This window comes from Xanthomonas hortorum (assembly GCF_011305375.1).
GTDB lineage: Bacteria > Pseudomonadota > Gammaproteobacteria > Xanthomonadales > Xanthomonadaceae > Xanthomonas > Xanthomonas hortorum_E.
Map to the genome: position 1 here is coordinate 1 of NZ_VCME01000065.1, position 667 is coordinate 667.

Sequence of the window (667 nt, forward strand, 5' to 3'; positions counted from 1 at the left end):
ACTAATCCGGTAGCCACAATGCCAATGGGGAAAATAATGGCGAGCAATACAGATTCCATAATCTCCACAATGCGCTGAGCAAGAGGAGTGAGATTCCATTGTGTCGACCATAGCCAGAGTGCACTAAAAATGAGGAGGCACAGAAGAATAAGTACCAGTCCTACGAGAGGGTTCGTTAGAGCTGCCGTCACCACAGAAATAGCAGTAAAAATAACCAATACTGTCCCTAATAACCAGGGAGTTTGCGTGCGATAAACAGCATGGAGGCTTGCGCTCACAAGGCTAATAACAATAAGCCCTAAAAGAATCCACTGCCATACAGTGGGGGCATCATAAGGAAGTAGTCCACAGGCACCCTAACAGTGTCACCGTGCACACAACAGTAAGGAAAGCACCGGACAGTGTCAGAACAGATTGTAGCCAGCGGGCCCTCTGTAATTTTTTCTCTAGCTCTGGATCTATAACAGATTGCGGGAGTAGCGGAAGATCAACATCAATAAGCGCTGTTAGAGGAATTTTTACACGGGCAATCCAGAGAGCTAAACGAGGAGCTGCCAAGAAAAGAACCGACGCTATAAGTAACCCCGTAGAGGCCGTACTACGTGCCGGAATGGGTGTGTATTCCGTGATCGTAAGACCTACCATTACAGTAATGAATACTCCGAAA

Annotated in this window: 1 protein-coding gene and 1 pseudogene; both read right to left on the minus strand. The window is 46.9% G+C overall.

Features of this window, described 5'->3' with window-relative positions; all coding sequences use genetic code 11:
* Positions 1-278, minus strand: a pseudogene (locus FFY45_RS22025) (hypothetical protein); the annotation flags it as partial.
* Positions 279-330: 52 nt separating this feature from the next.
* Positions 331-667: hypothetical protein (locus FFY45_RS22030; RefSeq protein WP_217902726.1), on the minus strand; the 337-nt coding region annotated here is incomplete at its 5' end.